The following is a 20,595-nucleotide window of genomic DNA, read 5'->3' as shown; positions in this document are numbered from 1 at the left end:
ACTCTACTTCATAGAAATAGTCGCCTCTACTGGATAATGATCCGATTGAGACTCCCACGACTAAAGTCGCAAGCACGAATCCTTACGGATTTACGGGTGGGATTCTTGAATGACTAAGCGTTCGCAAGCCATTTCTGTTTTGAACAGCCTTCAAGATAAGGGCATCTCATTGCCCCTCCTAAACCAGACCATAAAGGTGCTTAGGCTGATTGACTGTTACCATCAATCACAGTTGCGTAGCGAATATTCATCGCTCCAACGATATCACGATGTTTCTTAAACCCACATGGACACTTGTATTTTCTATCTCGAGCCTTATTCTTTTCAGCACATTTCGGACAACTTTGACTTGTATAAGCTGGATTCACATATTCAATCTGAATACCAGCTATCGTTGCTTTATAGGCAATAAATTGTGCCAAACGATAGAATGACCAAGTGTGTAGATTTTTTTCGTTTTTACGGCTTGTTCTTGCCGTCTGTCTTATATTCGTTAGTTGTTCTAATCGAATGACAGAAATATGATTTGCAATCGCAAAATTAATAATTGCACGACTTATTTTGTGATCTTTATCTTGCATCCATCTTTGCTCTTTATCATCCATTCGCCGAATGGCTTTCACTTTTTTGTCTTTTCCTAACTTCTTACGAACACTACGAAACTTACGAGTCTTATATTTATTGTGCCTACCATTCCCAAAGAAACGAACCTTATCATCATCTGTGATTGCTACCGCGGGGACCTTGAGACCTAAGTCTACTCCTAAAATTTTCGTTCCTGTCCTTTTATTGATAGCAAGTGTGACAGATATTTGGGCTATCCACTTATTCGATTTCTTTATGATGCGAAGTGTACCTAATTTATGTTTTAACAGATTCAAATTACGATTGTTTTTATCGCTTAATGAAGCTCGGATTTTTACACGAGTCGACTTTCCATTTACCTTCAATGGGATTGAAATATAAGTAGGATCAAATGAATAATTTTGATTGTTCCATACACAAACAGGTCTCTTTAGAATCGGGATGATTTTATAATGGCTTTTCTTTACTTTTGTAGCAAACAAACTTTTCGCGTCTTTAATCGCTTGATTCTTCACTGCACTTGGGATATTTGCTTCAATATCTTTTGTACTTTTTTTCGTACTTTCTTTGCTTCCACCATTTCCGATACAAGTCTATTTATAACTTTGATATATTCGTGACTGCTTTGTTCCAATAAACGGATTTGTCCTTTTGTTGGAATCAATTTCGCTTTCACTGTTAGGGTCTGTGACATACGTTTCATCCCCTTGTTTTTTGATTTTCAACATCGTGTTCATTTGATACATTTCTAGCAATCCTAACAAAATCAGAACGTGTTTATAAACTTTACAACTGCATGAAACGAGGAGGTTTTCCTCTCAAACACTTTGAAACATTCTTCTATCATCATTGATTCTAGTTACAATGTATCATTTAATTTCGAAAGATTCCAACAAAAATATCCGAAGAAACTACCTATACTTTGGATACTTAAAGTACCACGAACCTTGCGATTTTTAGTGGTACTCCGTATCCAACCTCACTTTCATCCCATGCCTAAAGGCAATGGGCTTTCTTGTTCGGGAAAAGCTGTAGTAATATAATCTAAATACTCGGCAGGGCTATCGGGGAAGTTATATTTCGCAATACTGTTTGTCGTCGCATCCCAAGTTGCAGTATGTCCAGTATAAGATGGAATAGAAGCGTGCAATGTTTTGAACATGGATGCGTACTCTGAGTCACTATTGTTCTCAGCATTTATTTTATTCACATTCATATCACCACCAATTAACACATAATCGTTATTTGGTATATTTTTATTTTTAATAAACTCTTGAATTTCTTGTAGCTGTTTTGTACGTACAGATGCCGGCGAAGTTTTTCCACACACACTATCTTCAGCTTGTAAATGAGTCCCAATTACATGCACAAAACGATTATTTTTCTTAACTTTTGTGTATACAAATCCTTTATTTGATAAGTTATCTGGTCCACAGCCTTTTTCGAATACATATTGAATCTTTTCAACAATTGGCCATTTACTTACAATCGCTACACCTCCATCTTCAGGGGTCGAAGATGAATAGTTACCTAACGTTTTATCCCATTCGTTTCCGTTACTACGGCCTAATACCGCTGTTTGGTTTGGATATTCTTTCTTTAAATTCCCTAACAAATGATTCGAAGCGTTATTATCAAATACTTCATTTAATATAACAACATCTTGATTTTTCATATAATCCGCTGCCCCAATTAAATCCGCACGCTCATTTTGTCCCCAGTTTGGATATAAATTCGTTGATAACATATATACATTATGGGTCATTACTTTTAACGTATCATTTTGATTTGTAGACATTTCTGCTTGAGCTGAAGATGCACTATATAAAGCTCCTAAACCAATACCAAAGCTAAGTACACCTTTTAGCAATTTACCTTTCACGTTTCATACCTCCATGTACTGTGTAGTGATAAAAAGGCCAAATACTCTATTCTGAGATTTGACCTTTTTCAAATATTTAACGATTTCCGTACGTATCAAACCAAAGCTGAATATACCCAGCCGTTACACGTTGCGCTTCAATTAATCGCTTACCAGTCATTGGTGTAACTTCAGCACGCCATTTGTCCGCATAACTTTGTGATACTGCAGCTTTTACAAACCAACTTTTCGTATTACTATTTACAATGCCAGGGTAATCTTGCTTCGCAGCCACTGCCGCCCCATGAATCCAATCTTCAGGGTTCGTACCTTTCCAGTTCCAATACCCATTTCCGTCCGCTACTTTGTAATTATCTTTTATCGTATCTACAAAGTTTTCATATTTAGAATGGAATCCTTGTGGATACGAAACATTTGTAAAGTTTGCCGCATGCATCGGTTGATTTACATCTCCTAAATAATGAAGAGATAACCCTAAATAGAAGAATGCTTGTTTCATATCTTTATTTTTATAAGATTCACCAGCTAATTTAAAATACTTAGCTCCAGTTTCCTTCGCTTGCTTTGCAAGTGGAATGTATGTACTTCCATCGTCTGGATCATAGAAATGCGACGCAAATGTACTATTGTCATAATAAGGATTTTCATAATCAGCAGAATAAATGCCATTTTCTAAATCTGTGCGCCATTCATTTAATAGTGCAACTTGATCTTGTTTTACAATTGTCGTATTACGGGACATAATATCAATTGCACGATTCACGATCCATAAATGAGAATTTACACCTTCTGAATGTTTATCTTCAGCGGACCAATATTGAATAATCTGTACTCTATTCCCTCCATCATTTTCATGTGCAAAAGCTACATTTTGTAACGGAGCTGCTAACGTAATAGCTGCTGCTAAAGCAAGCACTTTCTTTTTCATATGAAATCCTCCATTTTATAGTTGAGTTATTGTAAATATTTTGTTTGGATCCTACGATGTCTTTCGGTTAACCTATGATTAGAATATCCCACCTTTCACCGAATTTCTATTATTAAATTGAAATATGCAAATGTTCATATCGATATAACTTTATACATAGTGAACGTAATGAATACACTTATATTGTAATAAAGTATTGTTAAGCTACTGCAAATACTTGTCTAAACTAATGTAAAAAAAGAGTAAAGCGATTAACTGCTTTACTCTTTTTTTCTTTTCGATAATATACTTGGCAGTTGCACATTAATTGCCAATTTATGAATAAATCCAAACACTAATCCAATCCCAATAAATATGTATAAGATCGTAAATACCTTTCCAAAATCAGTTTGCGGACTAAAATTCCCATCACCGACAGTCGTCAACGTGACCACACTAAAATATAAAGCGTCAAGAGGACGTAATCCTTCAACTGTACTATAAAAAATCGTCCCCGATGTTAATGTCAACATTGTTAATACGAATAACACTTGAAACTCTTTATCTTTCCATGCTCGTAAACAGGCTCTCAACATCCGTTTCAATGTCAACATAAATGAAAGCATTGGACTTCCCCTTCCAAACAAAAATACCTTTAGTTAAAGGAAAGTCTATCACCTTTCAGTATAGAAAAAAAGTAGCCCTTTTCTATTTCTAGAAAAGGGCTACTTTCTTCTATTGTATATTATTTAGGTGAAACAAGAATTTTCACTTGTTTTTTATCTTTTACAAGTGCTTCAAAGCCTTCTTCAACAACTTGGTCCACTGTAATTTTTTTCGTAATTAATTTCTCTGCTTGAATTTGGCCAGAGCTAATTAATTTAATAACAGCTGGGAATATATGACGATATCCAAGAATACCGATAACTTCTTTTTCTTTTAATACAAGGTTGTTCGGAGTAATTGTCGCATCTTTTTCCCACACACTAACAATTACAGTTTGGCCTTCAAAGCTTGTACTTTCAATTGCTTGACGAAGTACAACTTCAACACCTGTTACTTCAAAGCTAACATTTACACCTAAACCATTTGTTAAGTTACGAATTTCTGCTAGTACATCTTGAGTTGCTGGATTTAATACGTAATCAGCACCTGCTAATTTAGCTAGCTCTTGACGTTCTTTAGAAAGTTCCACTGCGATAACAGGAGTTGCTCCTGCTGCTTTAGCTGCTTGGATAACAAGAAGTCCAATTGGACCACAACCAAATACTGCTACAGCTTCCCCTTCTTTTAATTTACTTTGACGTACTGCATGAACTGCTACTGCTGCTGGTTCTACAAGCGCACCTTGTTCATACGTCATTTCATCTGGAATATGATGAACCATATCTTCTGGTACTACTGTATATTCAGAGAAACCACCGCCGTCTCCACCAAGACCGTGGAAAACAAGTTGTTCACAAACATTGTAATGTCCATGTTTACAAGCTTCACATTTACCACAAGAATAAATTGGTTCTACAACAACGCGGTCTCCCACTTTATGAGATGTAACTCCTTCACCAATTTCTACTACCTCACCACTAAACTCATGACCTAAAATAACCGGTGCTTTTACGTGTGTTAATGGATGTTCTTCTGTTGGAATAAAAATAGGACCTGCTAAATATTCATGCAGGTCTGTCCCGCAGATACCACACCATTTAACTTTAATTTTCACTGCTCCTGGTCTTACAGTTGGTTCTGGTACTTCTTCTACTCGTACATCATGTTGATTATGCCAAAGTAATGCTTTCATTTTATACATCCCTCTCTATGTATATACTTAACCTGGTGAAGTTTACAAATCTATTATAATACTTTTATCCATATATTTCAAAAAACAATCTCGTTTTCACTAATTTTTAACAAATAACGTTCAATATTTTGTCACTTTGTACTTTTTTCCACATCTGTTAATTCAATTTCATTGCGGTTGAAATTAGCATTATGCCATAATAGCATAGGAGAGGTGAATATCGCTTGAAATATTTTATTTACTTTATTGTTATCGTAGCGTTTTTAGATACATTTTCACAATTACCTATTATGAGTACTTTCGCTCAAAGCCTTGGAGGAACCCCTCTTGTTATCGGGCTAGTTGTCGGTATGTACTCATTCGCTAATATGATCGGTAATATTATTGCTGGAGCCGCTGTTGATAAATTTGGTGCAAAAAAAATCCTTTATATAAGCATGGGAATTACGAGTTTCATAGTCTTGTTATACACCGTTGTTCAAAGTGGTGAACAACTATTAGTTGTGCGCTTTATGCACGGTTTTAGTGACGGATTTTTAATTCCTGCTGCCTTTACGTTTTTATCAAAACAAACAAATTCAGCAAGGCAAGGTAAGGCAATGGCTCTATCTGGTGCTGCTGTTGGAACAGCGGCAATCGTAGGACCTGCTTTCAGCGGCATTATGAAAGCAACAGCTGGTATAGAGTGGGTGTTCATTACCATTTCGATTTTAATGGTCCTTGGTACAATCGTATCTCTATTCTTCTTACCAAATAACGTATCAAGGAAAGATACATCAAGAACACAAATGATGAACAAAGAAGATATGATTGAACTATTGAGATCTGAACCGTTATTACAAGCATATATTGGTGCTTTCACACTCATGTTTTCACAAGGGATTGTCACTTATATGTTACCAGTAAAAGTTGAGGCGTTAGCACTTAAAGCATCTACAACAGGCATGATGTTAAGTGTATTCGGAATTACCGCTATCCTCTTCTTCTTACTGCCAACAAATCGCATTTACGATCGATTTAATCGTTCAAAACTAATGCTAATCGGGATTGCAGTAATGGCACTAGCGTTATCTTTACTCGGATTATTTGCAACAAAAGGCATGCTCTTTATCGTTATGATGATTTATGGAATTGGATTCGCTATCCTCTTCCCAGCAATTAATGCTTTACTTGTTGAAAATACAACAGATGGTAACCGAGGGAAAGCATTCGGATTGTTTTATGCATTCTTCTCGTTAGGAGTTGTTGCTGGCTCCTTTACAGTCGGAGCCATCGGAGCATCTCCTAGCGCTAGCTTTGTTATCGGAACAGCATTCTTATTAACATTTGCCGGAATGATTTATGTAAGAAGCAAAGTAAAAAAGACAATGATGGGTTAATTCCGTCATTGTCTTTTTTTTAAAATGCATATTGATATAATCCGTAATATAACGGAAAAGTTGGGATAATGCCAATTAATTTAAATATAAAAGGTAATGGCTCATCTTTCTCTTCATATAATCGTAAAACAAAAACTGCAGTTAAAGTCCAAATGATGCTAAACACAAAGATGCATTGCCAAACGATCGGCGTCAATATTTGTACATCAAAAACAAATCCAAATAGTCCTATCCATGTAATAATAGACACTACAAAATCAAACTTTTGAATCAGTGTTTGAAACATCCCTCTTACTAACGAAGTAATAGCTAATATCGCTACAATTACTAAATAAATTTTCCACAACATAATGATAATCTCCTATTCAATTCAACTTTTAACTTTCAACAAACCATATTTAATGAATAATATGGCATTATATTTTTCATAGAAATAATACAACGGATAACAAAATAAGAAGAAAATAAGTACGGTTGGTACATGATCTACAATAGAAAAATGTTTTCCTAGCAATTCTTTAATACTCTCTCCAATAATAATAAACAGTGGGATAATACAAATTGCCGCTAATATTAAACATGGTGTTATCCTCATTTCTTTCAGCTTTACCTTACAATGCGGACACCTTAATGAAAAAGGATGTGGGATATCGATAATATGTTGTGCAGTAATAATCTCTTCACATTGTGGACATGCAATTGTTTCTTTCATTTATAACTCACTCCTTTCTGTCATTAAAAAGGAGCTCTATCCAATAGAGCTCTTTTTTCGCCTAATATATTACTTTTGTGTATAGCCAAATAACAATGTAAATAAATTGCACTGTAAAAGCAATGCTACATCTCTTCTTTTAAAAAGAAAGTTTATAAATACCAACGATACTTCGACAATTTCCTCGGAAATATTTCCTTTCCCCACATAATTTGATACACTACATATAGATAAACAGTTGTATTACACAAGCTAAAATAATAACTTACTGTACAAATATAAAAGCACACTCTTCATATGAAGAATGTGCTTTTATTTTATTAACGTCTAATCCAAACAGCACCTGCAGACTTATCATCTGCTTGTCCAACAACTTGGAATTTAAGACCAAGGTTTGGAACTTTGCGTCCTGCGTCAGCAATTTGTTTGTTGCTGTATACTTTTGAATCATCAAATGTTGTAACACCTTGTAATGCAGTATAATTAAATTGTCCACGTGTTAATGAATTTGCACTCCATGTTGGCGTTTGATCAAATGAAAATGCAGCATCTGCAATTTGCATTCCAGTATTACCGTACGCTGGTTTCCCGTTTAGATTGCCAACTAACGCTTCTGGATGGGAGTCAACAACACCAAGGAATCCTTCACCTGGATGCACCCCAACCCAGTTATCTTTGAAGCTATCATCTGCATACCAAACGACAAGACCTGTATTATACACCGGACCTCTTCCCGCTTTTAATCCATTATCTGACCCAGCATAGTTTCTCCACTCTAGATAATAATAATGGGGCTTCTTTTCTGTCCCATCAGAAACAACGAATCCATTTAACTTCATTTTAGATTGTCCTTCTGCATCATCTGAAAATACTACTTGTCCATCAACTGTTACATTTACATTATCCATTGCAAAACCTTTATATGTTAAAGCTGGATCTGTAATATAGTCGAATTGTAGTTTAACTTTCTTCCCTTTGAACTGACTTAAATCGTATGATTTATCAATCCATTTCCCATCTGTTGTATCTTTATCATCTTGTACTATCTTTTCTCCTAATCTATCAATCAATGTTTTTGTTCCATCTTCAGTTACAACATGTACTTCGATGAAATCACACTCAGCTTCTAATTCATAATTCGCCTTATAATCAAACTTTGCATTTGTTCCCTTCGTTAAATCAAAGAACGGTGTTTCTAATTTCGTATGAATATCATCGCCTCTTGTACTATAGTATGCCTGTTTTCCAAACCCAGGCTTAATTGTTTCGATACTCTTATCTGGTAAATTGACACGTACTATACCTGGACGATTTGATTTTGTAACACTTTGATCAATATATGTAGGAACTCCTACACCACGCTTAATTTTATCGTAATCTACTTCTAAAATTTTCGCCCAGTTGCCGCCCATATTCTTTTGTAAAAAGTCTTTATTTTGTGGAGAAAAACTAGTTGGCTCTGTTCCTGCGATCTTCCCTGTCCAGCTACCTCCACTCATCAATGACCAAGCTTCGACTGGTGATCCAGTTCCAGTATACTTCGTATCATATTCATCCGGTAAACCAAGGTCATGTCCAAATTCATGTGCAAACACACCTACTGCACCGTCTTCTGGTTCAATTGTGTAATCATGCGCTGCTACTTTTCCATCCCAATAATCTACCTTTGATTTTGTACCTTCAATCGCTACTGGATCTCTTGCTAATTTTGAACGATGTGACCAAATCGCATCATCACCTAATTTACCGCCACCAGCTTCTTGACCAACACCAGCATGGATTACCATTAAATGATCAATTACACCGTCAGATTCATTTTGATTCCCATCACCATTTGTATCATATCTATCGAATTGATCAAATTGAGATAAATCTAACCCTTTCTCAGCAGCTGCTTGTAAAGCTTCCTTCACTAAATCACGTGCACCTTTTGGTCCTTTATTATCATGTCCACTGCTACCATCAGCTCCGTAATCAGATGCTTTGCCTGGGACAGTTAGCCACTCCGTTACATATCCGTCTGTCGTATAACTACCGCCAGACTGCTCTTCATAATATTGTTTAAATGTTTTTACTTTCGAACCATCAAATAATGTGTAAGGTTCATTACCAAATAACATTTTTTGATAATGGTCTCTACTAAAATCTTTCGAATACATATAACCTGGTATTTGTTCAATATTATTATGTTTATAATCACTAAATTCAACGAGTAACACTAACACTTTATCATTGCGAACAGATCCACTATATGGAGCTTGTTTCGCCTTAGAAGTTGGAACTTTCCCATCTAATTGCTTTTTATTTGGCTCTGGCTTTTGCTCAGGGCTAACATTTTTTTCAGCTTTCTTTACTTTTTCCTTTTCTTCCATCTTTTTCTCTTTTACCTTTTTCACGAAATCAGATGCTTCTTGAGCAGCATCATCTGGAAGAATTTCTTTATTTGCCTGATCCCCTTGTTTCTTTTCAATATATTGCTCTACAGCCTTTTTTGTCTCTTCTTTTGATGATGCTGGATTAATTGTTCCTCTTTCTTTCAGCGCTTCCGCTAAACGATCTTCTTGAATTAAGTTATGATCAATTGGCGTTGTAGACACACTTTCTTTTGCTGGCGTTTCTGCGTATGCTAACGGAGCACTCATTACAGCTGAGCATCCGATGAATGTCGCGATCGTTAATGATGACAACACTTTAAATGGCGCTTTTTTTCTCATTTTAATCATCCCCTTGTATCAATCTTAAACTTCAGATAAAAACACGTAATCTATCCTCCCTTGTATAATAAAAGACATGATTCTATAAGCAATAAGCTTTCTGTTATAGAATCATGCCCTCCAGTTTTCTGGTCAGACCCTCTATCTTTTTATGTCGAAATGTGAAAAATAAAGAGTGATTTGTTATATATTAAATAGCTTATATTAAAAATTTAAAAGACAATATGCACAATTGCATGAAAATTCTTTCAAACAAAAAAAAGAACCCAAGTTAATTAAACTCGGGTTCTCTATTTCGTATTATTTCTCTTGTGTTTTTTCCCAATCAGCTAAGAATTTCTCAATTCCTTGATCTGTTAATGGGTGCTTCACTAATGAAGCGATTACGTTTGCTGGGATTGTTGCAATATGTGAACCGTTTAATGCTGCTTCTGTTACGTGAACACTGTGACGTACAGATGCTGCAATGATTTCTGTTTCAATGCCGTGAATTGCAAAGATTTCTGCGATTTGGCGAATTAAGTCCATACCGTTATGACCGATATCATCTAAGCGACCTAAGAACGGTGAAACGTATGTCGCACCAGCGCGAGCTGCAAGTAATGCTTGCACTGCTGAGAATACTAATGTAACGTTTGTACGAATTCCTAAATCTGAGAATGCTTTTACTGCTTTTAAGCCTTCTGTTGTCATTGGAACTTTTACAACAACGTTTGGAGCGATTTTTGCTAACTCTTTTCCTTCTTCAATCATTTTATCAGCTTCTAAGCTAATTACTTCTGCGCTTACAGGTCCTTCAATAAAGCTGCAAATTTCACGAATACGCTCATGGAAATCTACGCCTTCTTTTGCTACAAGTGATGGATTTGTCGTTACTCCAGCTACTACACCTAATGCATTTGCCTCTTTAATTTCGTTAATGTTTGCTGTATCAATAAAAAATTTCATTTGTTATTCTTCCTTCCTAATTTTCATTTTATATTTATTTATTTTTTCTTAATAAGCTCTAATTCAATCGGAACAAATTTGTCCACTTTTTTACCTTGTGTTATTTCTTTCGCTGTTTCCATCGCCTTCTCTCCGATTAATTCCGGTTTTTGAGCGACTGTTGCTGCCATGCGCCCATCTTTAACCGCTTTTACAGCATCGTCCGTTGCATCAAATCCAACAACGACTACGTCCGTTTTGCCAGCAGATTTCAACGCCTCAAGTGCGCCTAATGCCATTTCATCGTTATGAGCAAACACTGCTTTTATATCGCTATTTGCTTGCAAAATATTTTCCATAACGGATAACCCTTTTGCACGATCGAAATCAGCTGCTTGTTTTGCTACTACTTTTAAAGACTTATCAGCTACGTTATGGAATCCTTTCCCACGCTCACGAGCAGCAGACGATCCAGGGATTCCTTCTAACACAGCAACATTTGTTCCTTCACCAACTAATTCCCGAATGTAATCACTAGCCATTTGACCACCTTCGACATTGTTAGAAGCAATGTGAGAAACAACTTTACCTGAATTCGCAACTCGGTCTACTGTAATAACAGGAACATTGGCTGCATTAGCTGCACTTACCGCTGAAGCAACGGCATCTGAGTCAGTTGGATTAATAACAACTACATCGACACCTTTTTGAATTAAATCTTCAACATCGTTTGTTTGCTTCGCTGCATCATTTTGTGCATCAACAGCAATTAGTTCAATGCCACTATCTTTTGCTTTCTTTTCTGCACCTTTTTTCAACGTGACGAAAAATGGATTATTTAAAGTGGAAACAGAAAATCCAACTTTAATAGTTTTATTTCGACCTTTATCGCTAGAATCCTTTGCCCAATCTGGTGGTTCCATTGAACAACCAGCAGTAACTACCATGATGCATGCAACGAGTATCAGTAACCATTTTTTCATGAATTGCCCCTCCATTACGCTTCTTTTCGACGATCAATTAGTACAGCTAGTAAGATTACAAGTCCTTTTACAACTTGTTGGAAGAAAGAAGATACACCTAATAAATTTAAACCGTTATTTAGTACACCAATAATAAGCACACCGATGAATGTACCAACAATCCATCCTCTTCCACCTGAAAGACTCGTTCCTCCTAACACAACTGCAGCAATTGCATCTAATTCGTAAGAAGTACCAGCAGTCGGCTGTGCAGAATCTAATCTTGATGTTAAGACAATACCTGCAAGCGCTGCCAAAATTCCGGAAAGACCGTAAATCATTACTTTAATTCTCGTAACATTAATACCAGATAAAGCTGCCGCTTCTTCATTTCCACCAATCGCAAACGTACGGCGACCAAACGTTGTTTTCTTTAAAATAAAGTACAGTACTGCAAAAGCGATCATCATTGTAACGGCTGGCACAGGAATACCAAGGAAATAACCACGGCCAAACATTTGGAACATTAAATGATCACCAAGACCAGTGATCGGACGTCCGTCCATATAAACAAGCGTCAACCCGCGAAAAATAGTCATTGTTGCTAAAGTTGCAATAAACGGAGCTACTTTTCCCTTCGCAATAATGATACCGTTTATAATTCCCATTGCAAGACCTGCTAATAATCCAACTACCATTGCAAGGAACGGATCCATGCCACTTGCCATCATTCCGGCAACAAGTGCACTTGATAATGCTAAAATAGAACCTACCGATAAGTCAATACCCCCTGTTAAAATAACGAAGGTCATTCCAAATGCAATGAGTGCATTAATCGATACTTGGCGCAGTATATTAAATAAATTTGGAATTTCAATAAATGCTGGATTTAAAGCTGTAATTACTACGATAATTAATACTAATCCAATTAAAGAACCAAGCTGTTGTAATACATTCCCCTTCTTAGCCATATCTTACTCTCCCCCTGTAGCTAGTGCCATAATAGACTCTTGCGATGCCTGATCCTTCTCTAAAATACCACCGATTTTCCCCTCATGAATGACGAGAACACGATCACTCATTCCTAAAACTTCTGGAAGCTCAGACGATACCATAATAACGGAATCTCCTTGCTCGGTAAGCTTATTCATAATAGAGTAAATTTCTTTTTTAGCCCCAACATCTACACCTCTCGTTGGTTCATCTAAAATGAGTAACTGCGGATGAATACCTAACCATTTTGCAATTACAATCTTTTGCTGATTTCCACCAGAAAGAGATTTTATAGCTTGCTCTCCGTTTGCTGCTTTCACATTAAGAAGCTTCATCATATCCTCTGTAAATTGCTGTTCTAAACCTTTATTAACAACGCTTCCCTTTGAAAGACTTTCTAAATTTGGTAAAGCTAAATTTTCACGAATCGAAAAATCTAACACAAGCCCTTCAGATTTTCTATCCTCTGTAATAAAGGCAATTCGTTGTCTAATCGCATCAATTGGACTATCAATTTTCACTTCTTGTCCATTCATAAAAATTTGTCCTGAATCAAGTGGTTCATATCCAAATATTGCTTTCATAATATCCGTGCGACCAGCTCCCATCAAGCCCGCAACACCAAGGATTTCACCTTTTCTAACTTGAAACGAAACATTTTCAAATTTCCCCTTTTTCGTTCCGTTACGCATTTCAAAAATCACTTCGCCAATTTGACTATTTCGTTCTGGATAACGTTCACCAATACTGCGGCCCACCATCATGCTAACTACTTCATCAAATGATGTCTCCGGAATTAATCTTTTCCCTACATATTCTCCATCACGCAAAATCGTAATAGCATCACATATTGAAAAAATTTCTTCCATCCGGTGTGAAATATAAACGAATGAAACGCCCTTTTTACGTAATTTATTAATAACAATAAACAGAGTTTCAATTTCGCGATCTGTTAATGCCGCTGTAGGTTCATCCATAATAATAACGCTCGCATTTGTCATTAATGCTTTAGCAATTTCAATAATTTGCTGTTGTCCAACTGATAATTCACCTGCTAGCATAGCGCCTCTCACATGTAGACCAAGATCTGCCAATTGCTGCTGGGCAATCGCATTCATTTGACGCGTACGTAAAATGCCCGTTTTTCCATACATTAACTCTTTTCCAAGAAACATATTTTCAGCTACCGTTAAATTCGGTAATATGTTCAACTCTTGATGGATAAATGCAATACCGTACTCTTCCGCTTCTTTCGCATTTTTAAAAGTTCGTTCTTGTCCATCAATTGTGACTGCTCCACTGTCTTTTTTATATACACCTGTTAGAATCTTCATGAGCGTCGATTTCCCCGCTCCGTTTTCCCCCATCAATGCATGGACTTCTCCTGTTTCAATCATAAACTGTGCGTTTTTTAGAACAGGATTACCACTGAACGCTTTTGAAATGTTCTTCATTTCAATATGCATTCTCATCACATCCCTTTATTAAAAAATCACGCCTGCATGTAAAATAACATTCGCATAAGGCGTTGCTTCTCCTGTACGAATAATCGCCTTCGCTCTCTTTGTATGCTCTTTAAATTCCTTATGAGACACATATTCAAATGCTGACTCTATTAAACACATCTCAACTTCTTTATTTACCACCGCATTATTCATAATGACTTCTTCTGCTAACGTCACTTTCTCAATTGCCATATCATCAGCAACTACTTGTAATACGTCTAAAAAGCTAGGCTTTCCAATTTCAACTGCTAAATCAATTCGTTTTACTCCATCAGGAATAGGTAACCCGCAATCAGCAATTACAATCGTATCTGTATGTCCAAGTGAAGCAAGGACTGCCGCAATTTCACTATTTAATACACCGTGCTTTTTCATCCAACAATCACCTGCACTTCACGTACTCTATCTCTCGTTGGCATACCGCCCTGTGCCCCAAGTCTTGTTACAGAAAGACCACCAGCAATATTCGCGAAACGAATAGCCTTTTGAAGTGTTTCTCCTTCAGAAAGCGCAACTGCTAACGCGCCATTAAATGTATCACCTGCTCCAGTCGTATCTACTACATCTACGGCAATACTTGGAACTTGAACAACTTCCGTTCCGTTATGGAAACGAACACCATTAGAGCCTTCTGTCATCAGTAGTTTGTTTGGATACTTAGACAGTAACTCTTCAATTGGTGATGTAAAATCATCTAATACAATGCGACATTCATGTTCATTCGGCGTAATATAAGTCGCTTTTTCTAAAATATCTTCTGATAAAAATTGTGCTGGAGCCGGATTCAACATAACTGGAATTTTGTGCTCCTCACAAATAGCCAGAACGTATTTTACTGTTTCAAGCGGAATCTCTAGTTGAAGAACAACCATATCTGCTTTTACAAGAAGGTCTTTTGAACGATCTACAATCGACTCATTTACAAGAGCATTTGCTCCTTGTACGACAACAATGCTGTTATCCTCTTCTGCTAAAACGATATGAGCGATTCCTGTCGTTCTATCTGTAACCGGTACCACATAGTCGATAAAAACGCGTTCGTTCTCTAAATTTTTTCTAACTACTGTTCCGTAATCATCATTTCCTACTGCACCAACCATCGCTACATTTGCTCCTAATCTAGCTGCAGCTACTGCTTGGTTGGCCCCTTTCCCTCCTGGGATCGTATGAAACGCTTCACCAATTACTGTTTCTCCTGCTTTCGGCCGTATTTTTGAAACAGCCACTAAGTCCATTGAAATACTACCTACTACTGCAATATTTGGCATCTGTCTCATCTCCTTACTTCGTTGTATTTCGTTCTATAATTTCAATCGGTAAACGATAGTGTTTCTCTTCTAATGGATTTCCTTCCATCTGCTCTAACAACAACTCTGTTGCAATTTTCCCCATTTCATAAATTGGCTGTGCAACAGTTGTAATAGATGGATACATCATTTCTGTTAAAGAAATTCCATCGAATCCGATAATTTGTAAATCGTCTGGAATAGAAATTCCCTTTTGAAGTGCAGCCTTTACAACGCCGATTGCAATTAAATCATTCCCAGCAACAATTCCATCAATATGCGGATATTCTTCTAATAATTCCACCGCGACCTGTTCACTATTAGCTGGATCGAATGTACTCTCTGCAATCATATAAGAAAGATTATTTTGCCTAATAACGTCTACAAAACCTTCAAAACGTTCATTGGCTGTACTCACATCACGAGGTCCACGAATATGTGCAATATGTTTACACCCTTTGTCTATTAATAACTTTGTCGCCGCCTGACTCCCTGCATAGTTATCTGCATATACAGTAGGAATGCGCTCATTAAACATACGGTCAATCGCAACAACTGGAATAGACAAATTCATGTAATTAACACTATTTTGTGGATTCGTTGCCACAATAAACCCATCCACATTATTTTGTCTAAGCACATCAATGTATTGTTTCTCTTTTTCTAAATTTTCATCAGAGTTACAAAGGACAACTGTGTAACCTTGCTTATGTGCTACATCTTCTACGGCACGTGCAACTTCTGGAAAGAATGGATTCACGATATTTGGAACAACTAAGCCAATTAAACGAGATTTTTTATTATATAAAGAACGTGCTACTGTACTAGGTTTATAATCTAGCATTTCAATTGCTCGCTCTACTTTTTTTAATGTATCCTCATGAACATATCCATTTTTATTTAACACTCTGGAAACGGTCGCAACAGATACCCCTGCTAATTTTGCAACGTCTTTAATCGTACTCATTCTCTTTTCTCCTCATTTCATGTAACCGTTTACAGAAAATAATATAACGCATTTATGAAAATACGTCAATCCTTTCTCACTAAAAAGCTTTTAAGGTTATACTCAAAAAAGCATCGCCATAAGGCGATGCTTTTTCATTATGAATATGATACAGTTTGTTCTTTCTCTTCTACAGCAGGCTCTTCTGCAGCTTTTTTACGATCAGATAGTTTAATCTTCTGTAAGAAAATCGTAAAGATTGCACCTACTACGATAAATACTAATCCTGTTAAAAATACAGTATGAAGCGAATCCACCAAAGAACTTTTCAAAACCGGTACGATACTGTTAGAAAATGCTTCTGGCATTTGTTTTAATGCCTCTGGACTAAAGAGCATAGAATATAAACTCTGTGGATCTGTATGAATCATATCTTTCAATTTTGTTACCATTTGTCCCGCTTCTTTTGGGAATGTATCTAATACAGGTACTAATTTATTTGTTAACGTTGTACCTGAAGTGTTATTCATAATTGATCCTAAAATTGTAATCCCAAACGTTCCACCGATTTGACGGAAGAATTGACTTGATGATGTTACAACACCAAGATCTTTTTTCGGGAAGCTTTCTTGTAATGCTAATGTTAATATCGGCATAACAAGACCCATTCCTAAACCGATAATCATCATATAAGAAGTAGCGGTAAGCTTAGTTGTGTGCATATCCATCGTTGTTAATAACCAGAAACCACTAGCCATAATAAGCATCCCTGTAATAATTTGTGGTTTCACACCAACTTTTAATACAAGTTGACCACCGATAATACTCATAACGATCATTGTGATCATCATCGGTGTCATAATCGTTCCTGATTCAGCAGCACTTACGCCTACAATTCCTTGCATAAAGAACGGTACGAACATAATTGCTCCAAACATTCCGATACTCATAAAGAAACCGATCGCATTCAGTAGTGTAAATGTGCGGTTTTTAAAGAAGTGCATCGGTAAAATTGGTTCTTCAGCCTTCGTTTCAACAATAACAAAGCTAACAATACCAATGGCAGCTAGTGCAAATAACCCGATAATTTGCCAAGAACCCCATGCATAATCTTTTCCACCAAACGTTAACGCAAGTAATAAACTTACAACACCGAGAATCATCGTGAAGATTCCAGCGATATCAATTTTAATTGGTCCTGTTTGTTTATGTGCTTTTAATCCCATTGCAATAAAGATTGTCGCTAAAATACCAACTGGTAAGTTAATATAGAATACCCATCTCCAGTCCACTGCGTCTACAATCCAACCACCAACTTGTGGTCCAATTACAGAGGCAAGACCATATAGAGCTCCAAAAATACCTTGCCATTTAGCACGTTCTTTTCCCGTGAACATATCTCCGATAATAATCATAGCCATTGGCATCATAATACCGCCACCAAGACCTTGAATACCACGGAAAATAATTAATTCTGTCATACCGTTTGCCATACCACATAACGCTGAACCAGCCATAAAGATAATTAATCCTGCTATATATACGTTACGACGCCCAAGTAAATCCGCTAATTTACCTGCAATCGGTACAACCGTTGTTGATGTTAACATATAAGCTGTTGTTAACCATGTCATTAAACTTAATCCACCTAGTTCACCGACGATACGCGGCATTGCTGTGCCAACGATTGTTCCGTCCAATGCAGCAAATAGCATCGCGATTACTAAACCGATTAACAACAACTTTCTATTCTGATTTTCTTGTTGCTCCATGTAATCTCCTCAATTCCTCTTAGTTTTTCTCTTTTTTCTCTTGTGTCTCTTGTGTCCCGCAAATAATTGTTTCTAGCTTTTCAAAGAGGCGTAACAAATCTTCCCTCTCTTGTAATTCTAAGTGTGAGAAGTATTTTGCAATATGCTCATTACGAGCCGCCATCGCTTCTTCTACTGTAGCTTTCCCCTTTTTCGTTAGCTCAATGATAACAACGCGGCGATCATTATCGTCGTGATAGCGCTCTACTAACCCATGATCAATTAAACGATCAATCATTACTGTAATCGCGCTCGGTTTCACGTACATTTTCTCCGCCAATTGTGTCGCTCTTGAAGCTCCGTAATGATCTAAAATCTTTAAAATATAAAACTGCGGTGGTGTAAGTCCTGATGCTTGCATTTGTTCTAATAGCTCTGTTTGCATTTTCTTTCCTATAGCGAATGTAAGAGCTTGAATCTTATCAATATGAGTCATATCATTTGGCATGTTATCCACCTCTTATTTAAGCAATAAAATATTTAACGTATTTAAATATTAATCCCACAAACAAAATACGTCAACAACTTTCTTTATAAAAACGTTTACATTTCTGTCACAAAGTTGTATAATTTTCGTCGAAGTTAATATTGACAGTCACGGAGAATCGGAGTATACGGCTATGAATCATAAAAAAGGGAACTTTTTTATATTTCATAGCCTTTTTGTGTTCTCTCTGTCTTAAAACGCTTCGAATTAATTAGGGGAGGATTTTCATTTTATGTTTTTCACACAATTATTTAAACCTGCGCCCCACGCAGAACGCTTACCTACTGATCGCACTGATAGCGAATACCGTAAATTGCGTTTACAAGTATTCTTAGGTATCTTCATCGGTTATGCGGGTTACTACTTTGTTCGAAAAAACTTTTCACTCGCAATGCCATACTTAATCGAACAAGGCTTTAGTAAAGGGGAACTTGGGGTTATCCTTTCAGCAGTATCTATCGCTTACGGATTAAGTAAATTTCTTATGGGTATCGTATCCGATCGTTGTAATCCTCGCTACTTTTTAGCAGCTGGGCTATTTTTATCCGGTATCATTAATATTATTTTCGGCTCATTTTCTTTCATTACAACGAGCATTATACTTATGTTTGTACTTCAGTTTTTAAATGGATGGGTACAAGGTATGGGATGGCCTCCTTGTGGCCGTACGATGGTTCACTGGTTCTCCGTTAGTGAACGTGGTACAAAAATGTCTATTTGGAACGTCGCTCATAATGTCGGCGGCGCGCTTATGCCTTCTCTCGTTACATTAGGCTTATATTTCTTTGCAAATGACTGGAAAAGTATATTTTACTTCCCAGGTATTCTTTCAATTTTAGTGGGTATTTATGTATTAATTACGATGAGAGATACACCTCAATCTTGCGGATTACCTTCTATTGAAGAACACACTGGGGAATATCCATCAGATGAAAAAGTAGCGGACCGTGAACGCGAGCTTTCGGTAAAGGAAATTTTATTTACATACATATTAAACAATAAGTTTTTATGGTACATCGCTATCGCTAACGTTTTTGTTTATTTCGTTCGTTACGGCGTTGTAGACTGGGCTCCTACTTATTTAGTAGAAGAAAAAAGCTTTACTCATAGTAGCTCACGTACAGCTTATGCTCTATACGAATGGGCTGGTATTCCAGGTACACTTCTTTGCGGATGGATGAGTGATAAACTATTTAAAGGGCGCCGCGCACCTGCTGGTATTTTATTTATGGTCGGTGTATTCATTGCCGTTCTTGTTTACTGGCTAAATCCTGCTGGTCACCCAATCATTGATAGTATCGCACTTGTTTCCATTGGATTTTTAATTTACGGACCTGTTATGTTAATCGGTCTACACGCACTAGACTTAGCACCAAAAAAAGCTGCTGGAACTGCCGCTGGTTTAACTGGGTTCTTCGGTTACCTAGGTGGAGCTACTTTTGCTAGCGCAGCCATGGGCTTTATTGTAGATGGATTCGGATGGGACGGCGGATTCATTTTGCTCCTTGCTTCTTGTGTGCTTGCAATGTTCTTCCTTGCTCTTACTTTAAATACAGGATCTGCAAAACAAAAACAAGCTTAAACACTAATATTATACTTACAAAAAAAAGAGAGACAGTTCTTTCCAGAACACCTCTCTTTTTTCTACATATAGTACTTTTTTATTACAAATAATTTATCAATCCAATCCATAATTGTTAG

General features: G+C 36.7%; 17 protein-coding genes and 2 pseudogenes. 2 read left to right on the top strand and 17 right to left on the bottom strand.

Going from position 1 to position 20,595, the window contains the following annotated elements:
- Positions 1-200: 200 nt before the first annotated feature.
- The 5 genes and pseudogenes from JTF23_RS11220 to bdhA form a co-directional block, all read right to left on the bottom strand.
- Positions 201-1,279: pseudogene (locus JTF23_RS11220) on the bottom strand (RNA-guided endonuclease TnpB family protein).
- Positions 1,280-1,621: 342 nt separating this feature from the next.
- Positions 1,622-2,467 (bottom strand): annotated as a pseudogene (gene sph, locus JTF23_RS11215) (sphingomyelin phosphodiesterase); the annotation flags it as partial.
- 76 nt (positions 2,468-2,543) lie between these two features.
- Positions 2,544-3,395 carry a phospholipase C gene (cerA, locus tag JTF23_RS11210; RefSeq protein ID WP_204208766.1) on the bottom strand — a complete coding sequence of 284 codons (852 nt, stop codon included), beginning with the start codon at positions 3,393-3,395 and terminating at the stop codon, positions 2,544-2,546.
- A gap of 260 nt (positions 3,396-3,655) precedes the next feature.
- Positions 3,656-4,000 carry a potassium channel family protein gene (locus JTF23_RS11205; RefSeq protein ID WP_016103546.1) on the bottom strand — a complete coding sequence of 115 codons (345 nt, stop codon included), beginning with the start codon at positions 3,998-4,000 and terminating at the stop codon, positions 3,656-3,658.
- A 119-nt stretch (positions 4,001-4,119) separates the two neighbouring features.
- A complete protein-coding gene (bdhA, locus tag JTF23_RS11200) occupies positions 4,120-5,172 on the bottom strand; it encodes a (R,R)-butanediol dehydrogenase (protein WP_002114142.1) in 1,053 nt (350 codons plus the stop codon).
- A gap of 224 nt (positions 5,173-5,396) precedes the next feature.
- Between bdhA and JTF23_RS11195 the strand changes: the two genes are divergently transcribed.
- Positions 5,397-6,551 carry an MFS transporter gene (locus tag JTF23_RS11195; protein WP_002114139.1) on the top strand — a complete coding sequence of 385 codons (1,155 nt, stop codon included), beginning with the start codon at positions 5,397-5,399 and terminating at the stop codon, positions 6,549-6,551.
- A 19-nt stretch (positions 6,552-6,570) separates the two neighbouring features.
- Here the strand turns inward: JTF23_RS11195 and JTF23_RS11190 are convergent, their stop codons facing one another.
- The 12 genes from JTF23_RS11190 to JTF23_RS11135 all read right to left on the bottom strand — a co-directional run bounded on the left by JTF23_RS11190 (position 6,571) and on the right by JTF23_RS11135 (position 18,855).
- Positions 6,571-6,900, bottom strand: a complete 330-nt coding sequence (locus JTF23_RS11190; RefSeq protein WP_204208765.1) for a hypothetical protein — start codon at positions 6,898-6,900, stop codon at positions 6,571-6,573.
- A 21-nt stretch (positions 6,901-6,921) separates the two neighbouring features.
- Positions 6,922-7,263 carry a hypothetical protein gene (locus tag JTF23_RS11185; protein ID WP_002201770.1) on the bottom strand — a complete coding sequence of 114 codons (342 nt, stop codon included), beginning with the start codon at positions 7,261-7,263 and terminating at the stop codon, positions 6,922-6,924.
- Between the two features lie 320 nt (positions 7,264-7,583).
- Entirely contained in the window at positions 7,584-9,977 is a 2,394-nt protein-coding gene (gene inhA2, locus JTF23_RS11180) for an immune inhibitor A (RefSeq protein WP_204208764.1), read from the bottom strand.
- A gap of 300 nt (positions 9,978-10,277) precedes the next feature.
- Positions 10,278-10,925 (bottom strand): fructose-6-phosphate aldolase, encoded by a 648-nt coding sequence (fsa, locus tag JTF23_RS11175; protein ID WP_000667669.1) that lies wholly within the window; start codon positions 10,923-10,925, stop codon positions 10,278-10,280.
- A 38-nt stretch (positions 10,926-10,963) separates the two neighbouring features.
- Complete coding sequence (gene rbsB / locus JTF23_RS11170) at positions 10,964-11,887, bottom strand: ribose ABC transporter substrate-binding protein RbsB (RefSeq protein WP_204208763.1); 924 nt, start codon at positions 11,885-11,887, stop codon at positions 10,964-10,966.
- A gap of 14 nt (positions 11,888-11,901) precedes the next feature.
- Entirely contained in the window at positions 11,902-12,837 is a 936-nt protein-coding gene (locus JTF23_RS11165; protein ID WP_002114125.1) for an ABC transporter permease subunit, read from the bottom strand.
- A gap of 3 nt (positions 12,838-12,840) precedes the next feature.
- Complete coding sequence (rbsA, locus tag JTF23_RS11160; RefSeq protein WP_204208762.1) at positions 12,841-14,325, bottom strand: sugar ABC transporter ATP-binding protein; 1,485 nt, start codon at positions 14,323-14,325, stop codon at positions 12,841-12,843.
- A gap of 18 nt (positions 14,326-14,343) precedes the next feature.
- Entirely contained in the window at positions 14,344-14,739 is a 396-nt protein-coding gene (gene rbsD / locus JTF23_RS11155) for a D-ribose pyranase (protein WP_204208761.1), read from the bottom strand.
- Positions 14,736-15,632 (bottom strand): ribokinase, encoded by an 897-nt coding sequence (gene rbsK, locus JTF23_RS11150; RefSeq protein WP_204208760.1) that lies wholly within the window; start codon positions 15,630-15,632, stop codon positions 14,736-14,738. The genes rbsD and rbsK overlap by 4 nt, the downstream gene beginning before the upstream one ends.
- A gap of 13 nt (positions 15,633-15,645) precedes the next feature.
- Positions 15,646-16,617 (bottom strand): LacI family DNA-binding transcriptional regulator, encoded by a 972-nt coding sequence (gene rbsR, locus JTF23_RS11145; protein ID WP_204208759.1) that lies wholly within the window; start codon positions 16,615-16,617, stop codon positions 15,646-15,648.
- A 137-nt stretch (positions 16,618-16,754) separates the two neighbouring features.
- Entirely contained in the window at positions 16,755-18,368 is a 1,614-nt protein-coding gene (locus tag JTF23_RS11140) for an MDR family MFS transporter (protein WP_002114116.1), read from the bottom strand.
- 19 nt (positions 18,369-18,387) lie between these two features.
- Positions 18,388-18,855, bottom strand: a complete 468-nt coding sequence (locus JTF23_RS11135) for a MarR family winged helix-turn-helix transcriptional regulator (RefSeq protein ID WP_078180771.1) — start codon at positions 18,853-18,855, stop codon at positions 18,388-18,390.
- Positions 18,856-19,126: 271 nt separating this feature from the next.
- Here JTF23_RS11135 and glpT point away from each other — a divergent pair, with 271 nt between their 5' ends.
- Positions 19,127-20,476: a glycerol-3-phosphate transporter gene (gene glpT / locus JTF23_RS11130; protein ID WP_204208758.1), complete on the top strand. Its 1,350-nt coding sequence runs from the start codon at positions 19,127-19,129 to the stop codon at positions 20,474-20,476.
- Positions 20,477-20,595: the final 119 nt, after the last annotated feature.

This window comes from Bacillus sp. RIT 809 (assembly GCF_016892495.1).
In the GTDB taxonomy this organism is placed as follows: Bacteria; Bacillota; Bacilli; order Bacillales; family Bacillaceae_G; genus Bacillus_A; species Bacillus_A cereus_U.
The sequence above is the reverse complement of the archived record's forward strand: the minus strand, read 5'-3'. Positions and strand labels throughout refer to the sequence as shown.